Source organism: Kineococcus haloalkalitolerans (assembly GCF_050871905.1).
GTDB lineage: Bacteria > Actinomycetota > Actinomycetes > Actinomycetales > Kineococcaceae > Kineococcus.
The window spans coordinates 1-8676 of record NZ_JBJLSH010000082.1 but is presented as its reverse complement, the minus strand read 5'-3'; the positions used below and the strand labels follow the sequence as shown (position 1 = coordinate 8676).

Annotated in this window: 9 protein-coding genes and 1 pseudogene; 4 read left to right on the top strand and 6 right to left on the bottom strand. The window is 78.9% G+C overall.

Going from position 1 to position 8676, the window contains the following annotated elements; genetic code table 11:
• Nucleotides 1-729: pseudogene (locus tag ACRYMY_RS19215) on the bottom strand (hypothetical protein); the annotation flags it as partial.
• Nucleotides 730-846: 117 nt separating this feature from the next.
• Between ACRYMY_RS19215 and ACRYMY_RS19210 the strand changes: the two are divergent.
• A complete protein-coding gene (locus tag ACRYMY_RS19210; protein ID WP_432548820.1) occupies nucleotides 847-1575 on the top strand; it encodes a GAF and ANTAR domain-containing protein in 729 nt (242 codons plus the stop codon).
• 97 nt (nucleotides 1576-1672) lie between these two features.
• The gene (locus tag ACRYMY_RS19205) at nucleotides 1673-2713 is read left to right on the top strand and encodes an NAD-dependent epimerase/dehydratase family protein (protein ID WP_432548819.1); all 1041 of its coding nucleotides are present in this window, start codon (nucleotides 1673-1675) and stop codon (nucleotides 2711-2713) included.
• Nucleotides 2714-2719: 6 nt separating this feature from the next.
• Here ACRYMY_RS19205 and ACRYMY_RS19200 read toward each other — a convergent pair whose 3' ends face one another.
• Together ACRYMY_RS19200 and ACRYMY_RS19195 are read right to left on the bottom strand one after the other, a co-directional pair.
• Nucleotides 2720-3595, bottom strand: coding sequence for a SigB/SigF/SigG family RNA polymerase sigma factor (locus ACRYMY_RS19200; RefSeq protein WP_432548818.1), 876 nt, complete (start codon nucleotides 3593-3595; stop codon nucleotides 2720-2722).
• A gap of 110 nt (nucleotides 3596-3705) precedes the next feature.
• Nucleotides 3706-4269: a nucleotidyltransferase family protein gene (locus tag ACRYMY_RS19195; protein WP_432548817.1), complete on the bottom strand. Its 564-nt coding sequence runs from the start codon at nucleotides 4267-4269 to the stop codon at nucleotides 3706-3708.
• A gap of 92 nt (nucleotides 4270-4361) precedes the next feature.
• Here ACRYMY_RS19195 and ACRYMY_RS19190 point away from each other — a divergent pair, with 92 nt between their 5' ends.
• Complete coding sequence (locus tag ACRYMY_RS19190) at nucleotides 4362-5123, top strand: endonuclease/exonuclease/phosphatase family protein (RefSeq protein ID WP_432548816.1); 762 nt, start codon at nucleotides 4362-4364, stop codon at nucleotides 5121-5123.
• On the opposite strand, the gene ACRYMY_RS19185 is transcribed toward ACRYMY_RS19190, so the two are convergent.
• The 3 genes from ACRYMY_RS19185 to ACRYMY_RS19175 form a co-directional block, all read right to left on the bottom strand.
• The gene (locus ACRYMY_RS19185) at nucleotides 5018-6244 is read right to left on the bottom strand and encodes a glycosyltransferase (RefSeq protein ID WP_432548815.1); all 1227 of its coding nucleotides are present in this window, start codon (nucleotides 6242-6244) and stop codon (nucleotides 5018-5020) included. The genes ACRYMY_RS19190 and ACRYMY_RS19185 overlap by 106 nt on opposite strands.
• Nucleotides 6245-6260: 16 nt before the next feature.
• Nucleotides 6261-6680: an ANTAR domain-containing protein gene (locus tag ACRYMY_RS19180; RefSeq protein WP_432548814.1), complete on the bottom strand. Its 420-nt coding sequence runs from the start codon at nucleotides 6678-6680 to the stop codon at nucleotides 6261-6263.
• A 149-nt stretch (nucleotides 6681-6829) separates the two neighbouring features.
• On the bottom strand, nucleotides 6830-7966 hold the full coding sequence (locus tag ACRYMY_RS19175; protein WP_432548813.1) for a CAP domain-containing protein: 1137 nt from the start codon (nucleotides 7964-7966) through the stop codon (nucleotides 6830-6832).
• A 130-nt stretch (nucleotides 7967-8096) separates the two neighbouring features.
• Here ACRYMY_RS19175 and ACRYMY_RS19170 point away from each other — a divergent pair, with 130 nt between their 5' ends.
• Nucleotides 8097-8573 (top strand): DUF4383 domain-containing protein, encoded by a 477-nt coding sequence (locus ACRYMY_RS19170; RefSeq protein WP_432548812.1) that lies wholly within the window; start codon nucleotides 8097-8099, stop codon nucleotides 8571-8573.
• Nucleotides 8574-8676 lie beyond the last annotated feature (103 nt).

The following is an 8676-nucleotide window of genomic DNA, read 5'->3' as shown; positions in this document are numbered from 1 at the left end:
TGGGTGGTGTTGGGGGCGGGGGAGAGTCGGCAGCCTACAGCCCCCCCCCACCCCCCCCCCCCCCCCCCCCCCCCCCCCCCCCCCCCCCCCCCCCCCCCCCCCCCCCCCCCCCCCCCCCACGCCCTCGGGCAGGTCGTCCAGGGCCCCCAGGTCGGTGGAGCCGTCCGCCTCGGCGGGCGCCAGCTCCGCCAGGTGCGGCAGGTGCTCGGCGTGGTTGGGGCCGGCGGCCCAGCGGTAGGCCAGGTGCCCGCCCAGGGCGCCGGCGGCCCCGGCCGCCAGGGTGCCGGCGGTGCGCAGCACCGGCGCGCGCCGGCCGCTGACCAGCGACAGCGACCACAGCGCGACCGCGACGGCGTTGCCGGCGGCGTGCACGAGCGCGGTCCGCTGCTGGTCCTCGTGCAGCCCCGTGTAGTCCGCCCAGCCCATCGCGGCCGTGGGCCCGGCAGCGGCCACGCTGACGGCCGTCAGCCCCCGCGCGGGAGCGCCCAGGGCCCGCCCGCCGGGCAGCACCGCGGCGGCCGCGTCCAGCAGCAGCGCCGAGACGGACGTGCCGACGGGCAGCATCGCCGCGGCCGGGTGCAGCGGGTGCCCGGCGGGGCGCCCGTGCAGCCACCCGCGCACCCGCCCGCCCGGGAGGACCCGGTCGGCGGTCTCCTTCGCGCGGGCGGCGAGCGGGTCGAGGACCGTCAGCCGGCTGGGGGCGTCGAAGACGCGCTGGAGGACGCTCATCGGCCCCTCCTACCCCGGTGCGCCCCCCGTCATGCGCGGCCCGGGGCGACCTGGCAACCTTGTCGCGTTTCCGCACCCGTTGAGCAGCAGCGGTCCCCCGAGGAGGTCTGCGCTGTGATGCCCGTCCGAGCCGACGCCGTGGCTGCCGCCGTCAACGACGTGGCGCAGGTGCTCGCCGCCCACGGCGACCCGCTCGACCTGGCCCACCGGCTCGTCCACCACTGCCAGGACCTGCTGCGCGCCGACTCCGTCGGACTGCTGGTGGACGACGGCGCCGGCTCGCTGCACCTGCTGGCCGCCACCTCCAGCGAGACCCGCGTGGTGGAGCTGTACCAGCTGCAGCAGGACGAGGGCCCCTGCCTGGACGCCTACCGCAGCGGCCGCACCGTGGACGTCACGAGCCGCGCGGCCGTCCGCGAGCGCTGGCCCCGCTTCGCCGTCCTGGCCGACCGGGAGGGCATCGCCTCGGTGCACACCGTCCCGCTGCTGGTCGGCGGCCGGGTCGTCGGCGCGCTGAACCTGTTCCGCCGCGGGGAGGGCGGTTTCGGCGCCGTCGAGCGCGACGTCGCGCAGGCGATGGCGTCCTTCGGCGCCGTGGGCATCACCCAGCTCGAGCACGTGGCCGAGAGCAGCCGCGTGCGCGCGCAGCTGCAGGAGGCGCTGGACAGCCGCGTCCTGCTGGAGCAGGCCAAGGGCGTGCTGGCCGAGCGGCACCGCATCCACCCCGACGACGCCTTCGCCCTGCTGCGCGGGGAGGCGCGCGCGAGCCGGCGGCGGCTGCGCGACGTCGCGCAGGAGGTCGTGGACCGGCTGTCCGCCGGCGACGACACGCGCGCCCCCGTCTGACGCCGCGGGACCGTCCGCGGGGTGCCCACGGGGCTGTCCGCGCCGGCCACCGGGCCCGGCACGTTCGCCGCGGGCGCGTTCCGGGTAGGGGCCCGGCATGCGCATCGCCGTGACCGGAGCCTCGGGCAACGTCGGGACCGCTCTGCTGCGCCGCCTGTCGGGCGCGGAGCACGAGCTGGTCGGGATCAGCCGGCGCCCGCCCGACGCCACCGCCGAGCCCTACGACCGGGTCGAGTGGCACCACCTGGACGTCGCCGCCGACCCCGCCCCGCTGCGCGCGGCCCTGCGCGGCTGCGACGCCGTCGTCCACCTCGCCTGGCTCATCCAGCCCAGCCGCGACGAGCGGGAGCTGACGCGCGTGAACGTGGGGGGCTCGCGCGCCGTGGTGCGCGCCGCGCTCGACGAGGGCGTCCCGCACCTGGTGCACGCCTCCTCGATCGGCGCCTACTCCAGCCACCCGCACGACGACTCCCCCGTCGACGAGAGCTGGCCGGTGCGCGGCGGGGTCCGCTCGCTGGAGTACTCGCGCAGCAAGGCCGCGGTGGAGGCGCACCTGGACGAGGTCGAGCGCGAGCACGACCAGCTGGCCGTGGCCCGGCTGCGGCCCGGGCTCGTCCTGCAGCGCGACGCGGCCAGCGCCATCGCCCGGTACTTCCTGGGCGCCCTGGTGCCCACCCGCCTCGTGCGGCGCGTCCCGCTGCCGGTGCTCCCGCTGCCGCGGCGGCTGCGGCTGCAGGTGGTGCACGCCGACGACGTGGCGGACGCCTTCGCCCGCGTCCTGGAGCGCGGCGCGCGCGGCGCGTTCCACGTCGCCGATGAGCCGGTCGTCGGCGGCCGCGACATCGCCCTGGCGCTGCGCGCGCGGCACCTGCTGGCGCTGGACCACCGCCTGACGCGCGCGGCGGTCGCGGCCAGCTACCGCGCGCGCGTGCACCCGGTCCCGCCGGGCTGGCTGGACCTGGGGCTGTCCGTGCCCGTCATGGACACCGGGCGGGCGCGCACCGAGCTGGGCTGGGAGCCGCGCCACCGCTCCGGCGACGTGCTGCGGGAGCTGCTGGACGGGCTCGCCGAGCACGGCGCGAACCCCTCCCCCGTCCTGCGCCCGCGCGGTGCCGGGAGCTCGCGCGTCGGGGTCTGAGCGCCCTCAGCTGGCCCGGGGCAGGGCGCCGTGCTCGGTGCCCCGCCCGCGGGCGGACCGGGCGGCGGGGGCAGTGGTGGCGGTGGCGGTAGCGGCGGTGTCGTCGTCGGCCGTCAGGGACTCACGCAGCGAGGCCAGCGCGGCGGACAGCAGCCGCGAGACCTGCATCTGGGTGATCCCGAGCTCGGCGGCGATCTGCGACTGGGTGGCGTCGCGGTAGAAGCGCAGCGCGAGGATCCGCTGGTCGCGGGGACGCAGCCGGGCCAGCAGCGGGGCCAGCGAGGCGCTGTCGACCACGGCCGCGATGTCGTCGCTGTCGTCGACGAGCTGGTCGCCCAGCGTGGGGTCGCCGTCGCTGTCGCCGAGCGGCACGTCGATGGACACGCACGAGTAGGCGGCGGAGGCGGCGCGGGCGGCGCGGACGTCGGCCACGCTGGCGCCCACGCGCTCGGCCAGCTCCTCCTCGCCGGGGGCGGCGTCGAGCTCCTGCTCCAGCTCCCGCTCGGCGGACAGCAGCCGGGCCCGCAGCTCCTGCAGGCGCCGGGGCGGGCGCACGTCCCACCCGTGGTCGCGGAAGTGCCGGCGCAGCTCGCCGGTGATGGTGGGCACCGCGTACGCGGAGAACGACGGGCCGGCGCCGGGCCGGAAGCCCCGCGCCGCCTTGACCAGCCCGAGGCAGGCGACCTGCACGAGGTCGTCGACGGGTTCCCCGCGGTCGCGGTAGCGGCCGGCGAGCGAGCGGGCCAGGGGCAGGTGCTCGACGACGAGGTCCTCGCGCCCGTCCAGGCCGTCGGCCTCCTCGGCACCCGCGGACGGGGCGGCTGGCAGGACGGTCGGCAGCTGGGCGGTGTCCTCGACGGCACGGACGGTGGTGCTGCTCATGCATCGCTCCACGGCGGGTACGGGAAGGGGTCCGGGCGATTCCCTGCACCCGTGGTGCGGTCAGTCGAGCACCACCCGCAGGAGGCGGCAACCGCAGACCGGCGGCCCCGTCAACCGGGCGCGGGTCCCGCTCCCAGGACGCCCAGGCGTTCCAGCAGCACGAGGAACGCCTCGGCGAACGGTCGGCCCTCGGTGCGGCGGCGGACCTCGGCGACGTCCAGCTGCTCGCGCACGCAGCGCACCACGCGCAGCGGCGGAGCGAAGTCGCAGGCGTGCTCGTCGAGGGCGCACAGCTTGTGCACGACCACGTCGGTGGCGCTCAGGACGGGCACCTCGACCGACAGCACCTCCAGCACCTGCGCCCGCCCGAGCAGGGCGTCGTCCACCGCCTGCCCGCCGGCGCGGTGGATCACGTCGACGAGCGCTCCGTCGACGAACACCTTGAACAACCAGTCCTCAGGCGGTTGCTGCACGTCGAAGCCGTTGCGCCGCAGGTGGTCCACGACCTCCTCGACGTCCTGGGGGCGGAGCGCGAAGTCGACGTCGTGGTGGGGTTCGGGCCCGCCGCGCGCCCACGCCGCGTACCCGCCGGCGAGCGCGAAGGGCCTCCCCGAGGACTTCAGCGCCACCGCCGTCCGCTTCAGCGCCTCGCGCAGCGCCGCGTGCTCGCTCACCGCGACCTCCTCCCGCGGCCCGGCGCGTCCGGCGCGCGGGGTCCGACGTCCCCCACCGTGCCGGGGACGGTCGACCGGAGCACCCTGGGGGCGTGCGCCTCGCGACGTTCAACATCCTGCACGGCCGGGCACCCGAGGACGACCGGGTCGACGTGGACCGCTTCGCGGCGGCCGTGGCCTCGCTCGACGCGGACGTCCTGGCGCTGCAGGAGGTCGACCGGGGGCAGGAGCGCTCGGCGCGCGCGGACCTGACCGCCGTGGCCGCCGAGGCGCTCGGCGCGCCGCACCACCGGTTCGTGGCGGCGCTGGCCGGCACCCCGGGAGCGACGTGGATGGCGGCCACGGGCGAGGAGCAGCCGGACGCGGCCGCGTTCGGCATCGCGCTGCTGTCGCGGGTGCCGGTGCGCTCGTGGGAGGTGGTGCGCCTGCCGGCGCTGCCGGTGCCCGTGCCGGTCGTCTTCCCCGGCCGGCGCCGGCCCGTCGTCGTCACCGACGAGCCGCGCGTGGCCGTCGTCGCCGAGCTGGACGGCGGCGCGGGCGCCCCCTTGACGGTGGCCTCGACGCACCTGTCGTTCGTGCCCGGCTGGGGCGCCTTCCAGCTGCGGCGCCTCTCCCGCGCGCTGCGCCGGCACTCCGCGCCGGTGGTGCTCATGGGCGACCTGAACATGGAGCCGGCGGCGGTGCGGCGCGCCAGCCGGATGCGCCCGCTGGTGAGCGCGCCGACGTTCCCCGCCGGGGAGCCGGTGCGTCAGTTGGACCACGTGCTGGCCGGCGGGGCGCTGCGCGTGGGGGCGGCCGGGTCCAGGCGGCTGCCGCTGTCGGACCACCTGGCGCTGACGGTCGACCTGTCCTGAGGTGCGGGCGGCTCGGCGAACGGGGCGACGGAGCGCGCGGCGGCCGACAGCTGCGCGGCGACGTCCTCGGCGCGGAAGCGGCTCTCCAGCCGGTCCAGGCCACCGACGCCGAGCGCCTCGCAGCGGAACGGGTCGCGCACCAGGGCCAGGAGCTCCCCGGCCGCCGCGTCGGCGAGGGCGGTGCCCGCGACGGGCGCGCCGGGACCACCGTCACCGCCTCCGGCGCCCTGGTCGGCGCCGTCGGCGACGAGCACGCCCGTGACGGCGTCGACGACCACGTCGTCGGCGCCGGGGCGGTCCAGGGCCAGCACGGCGCGCGAGCGGCTCATCGCCAGCAGCGGCACGAGGGTGACGTCCTGCCCGCCGGGGTCGACGACGACGTGCGCGGCGTCCAGGACCGCGGCCAGCTGGGCGGGACTGGCCTCCGGCAGCAGGCGCAGGCGCTCGCGCACCCCGTGGCGGACGGCCGCCGCGTGCAGGGCGGCCGCGGCGGCGTCCTGGCGGGTGCCGACCACGTCGGCGCGGGCACCGGGCTCGTCGGCGAGCAGTCGCAGCACGGCCCGCCGCAGCGCGGCGCAGCGCGGGGGGCCGCCGACGACGACCACCACCGGCCCGGGGCGCTCGGGCGGGACCGCCGACGGCACGGCGCGCACCCGGTGGGCGAGCAGGGCCTGCACGGGCAGCGGGGCGGGGTGGACGCGGGCACCGGCCACGGCGAGCTGGTGCGCCTCGGCGCCGGTGCGCGCCGCGACGAGGTCGGCCGCGCGCAGCAGGGCGGTCAGCTCCGCGTGCCGGGTGCCGGTGGCGGCGGCCAGCCCGAGGGTCCCGACCAGCAGGACGGGCGGGCCGCCGGCGGAGCGGGCGGCCAGCGCGCCGGCCGCCCCGGCGGCGTCGAGCGCGACGACGGCGGCGACGGGGGCACCGCCCGCCCTGCCCTCCTGGCCGGTGCCCGCGTGGTCGGCGACGGCGCGCAGGACCTCCCCGGCGTGGTCGGCGCCCTCGCGGGGCGTGGGCCCCCCGCCGAGGCCGAGCGGGCGGGCGGGGGCGCCGGCCGCGGTGAGGCCGTCCGCGAGGGCCGCCGCGAGGTGCGGGTGCGCGCTGTGCGCGACGAGCAGGTCCACGGTCGCCTCCGGCGGCTCAGCGGGGCGGGTCCTGGCCCGGGCGCGGCGCGGTCCAGTAGTGGCGGGTCAGCTCGCGCGGCGTGGCGCTGCGACCGGGCGGCACGGGGGCCCGCCGCGTCGGCTGCTCGCCCTCGCGCAGCTCGGCGAGGAGGGCGGAGGCCAGGTCGAACAGCTTGACGTTGTGCTGCTGGGACACCTGCGACAGCTGCCGGAAGGCGGTCTCCTCGTCGCAGCGCGTCAGCGCCATGACGGCGCCCTTGGCCATGTCGATGACCGGCCGGCGCGTCAGCGCGGTGCGCAGCTGCTCGAGCTCGGCGCGCAGCGCGGCGACGTCGTCCTGGGCGTCGGGATCGGCGCCGAGCCTCCCGGCCCCGGAGACGCCGTCCTGGAGCGGGAGGGGACCGCGTGCTCCCGCGGGGTGGGTGCCGCCGTGCATGGGTGGTGCTGACCTCCGCTGCGTCCGTCCGGTGCCGCCCTGGCTCCCCGGGTGTCCGTGCGGCGAGGTCTGGGCCGTCGGTGCTGCGGGGAGTCTAGTCACGGCCCCCGCGGCGCCGTCACCCACGACGACACCCCGTACCGGGTGGTTCAGCGCAGGGTGACGGCGGTGGCGCGGGTGGCAGCCTCCCAGGTGACGCTGCCGCCCGTGAAGTCCTGGCGCACGCCGCCGGGGACGGGCCGCTCGGGGCCGACGGGCCAGCCGAGCCGGCCGCGCTCCCAGCCCTGCCGGGCCCAGGCGTCGCGCACGTCGCCGCGCACCGGCTGCGCGCCCGTGCGGGGCGTCCAGTACAGCGATCCGCCGGCGAAGTGCTGCCCGGCGCCGCCGGGCAGGGCGAACTCACCGGTGACGGGGTAGCCGAGCCAGCCGCCCTCCCAGCCCAGGGCCGCCCACCGGTCGCGGACCGCCCCGCGCACGGGGTGGGCACCCGTGGCCGGGCTCCAGTAGATCGAGCCGCCGGCGAAGGCCTGCCCGTACCCGCCGGCGCGCAGGGGGCCGAACTCCGGCGCCAGCGGGAGCCCGAGGACCCCGGTGTGGGCGCCCAGGCGGTCGTAGCCGCCGAGCACGGCCCCCTTGACGACCACGCCGGCCCAGCTGCGCGAGCCGTCGGGACCCGCGACGCCGAGGGCCGGGACGCGGCGGCCGGCGGTGACGTCCGCGACCCACCAGGTGCGCCAGACGTCGCGGCCGCCCTCGCGGGACCGGGTGTGGACGAGGCCGACGCCCACGTCGGTGAACGTGCGGTCCAGCAGGACCGCGCGGTGCGGCGGCGACTGCATCCAGGTGCGCACGGCCAGCGCCCCGTCCAGCTGCCCGCGCACGTCCGGCGCACCCGCCCCGGCGCTGGCGACCACCTCCCCCCACCGGCTGGCCCCGCGCACCTCCTCGGCCAGGCGCGGGTTGTGCGACAGCTCCCCGCGCCGCCCGACGACCTCGGCCCAGCGCTGGGCCACGCCGCTCAGGGCCGGGTCCAGGCGCAGCGGCGGTGCGCCGGCGCGGGCGCGCTCGGCGTTGACGCCGTCGAGGACCTGCCGCTCCTGCACGGGCACCGGCACGGCCGGGGCGAGCAGCTCCGCGGCGGGGGCGGCCGCGGCGGTCGCGGCGGGCGCCACGGGCAGGGCGGTGAGCGCGGCGGGGGCGCCGGCGGCCACGACCAGCAGCGCCGCCAGGCGCGCGAGCGCGCTGAGCGCACGGCGCCGCGGGCGGGGGTGGGCGGGGGCGGTCACCCCCCGGTCGTCGTCGTGCGGCGCCGGTGTCCGCACCCGCCGGCCGGGTGACCCCCGGACGGCGCGCCGGTGACGCTGGGTGGCGGGGCCAGGGCGAGCAGGCGCCGGACGCTCCTGCCACCATGAGCGCATGAGCACTGCCGAGCCGATGAGCACCCCGGCCCTCGAGGGAACCCAGACGAGGAAGCTCGGGCCCGTCCAGCGCAACGCCCTGGTCACCGGAGGGGTGCTGGCGCTGCTCGGCCTGCTGGGCTTCGTGCCCGGCCTCGTGGCCGACTACGACCAGTACGGCTTCTTCCGCAGCGGCGGGCAGCTGTTCGGGATCTTCACCGTCTCGGTGGTCAGCTCGTTCCTGCTGCTGCTGTTCGGCGGGACGATCATCGCCTTCGTGGACTCGGTGAAGCACTCCCACAAGAACGTGGTCTTCCACGCGTGGTTCCTCATCGCCATGGGCGTGGCCGGTGCGGGGATCGTCTCGGACTCCCCGGCCGAGCTGCTGCCGACGAACGCGGCGAGCAACTGGCTCTACCTGGGTCTGGGCGTCGTCTTCCTCGTGGCCGGCCGGCGGGCACGGGTGCGCCAGGTGCGCGAGCACGGCATCTTCTGACCCGCACCTCCCGACGCGGGGGGGGGGGGGGGGGGGGGGGGGGGGGGGGGGGGGGGGGGGGGGGGGGGGGGGGGGGGGGGGGGGGGGGGGGGCGGGGGGGGGG

What these genes read in the sequence shown, in the direction of transcription:
- ACRYMY_RS19210 (WP_432548820.1), top strand. Translation starts at nt 847, where the DNA reads ATGCCCGTCCGAGCCGACGCCGTGGCTGCCGCCGTCAACGACGTGGCG.
- ACRYMY_RS19205 (WP_432548819.1), top strand. Translation starts at nt 1,673, where the DNA reads ATGCGCATCGCCGTGACCGGAGCCTCGGGCAACGTCGGGACCGCTCTG.
- ACRYMY_RS19200 (WP_432548818.1), bottom strand. Translation starts at nt 3,595, where the DNA reads ATGAGCAGCACCACCGTCCGTGCCGTCGAGGACACCGCCCAGCTGCCG.
- ACRYMY_RS19180 (WP_432548814.1), bottom strand. Translation starts at nt 6,680, where the DNA reads ATGCACGGCGGCACCCACCCCGCGGGAGCACGCGGTCCCCTCCCGCTC.
- ACRYMY_RS19170 (WP_432548812.1), top strand. Translation starts at nt 8,097, where the DNA reads ATGAGCACTGCCGAGCCGATGAGCACCCCGGCCCTCGAGGGAACCCAG.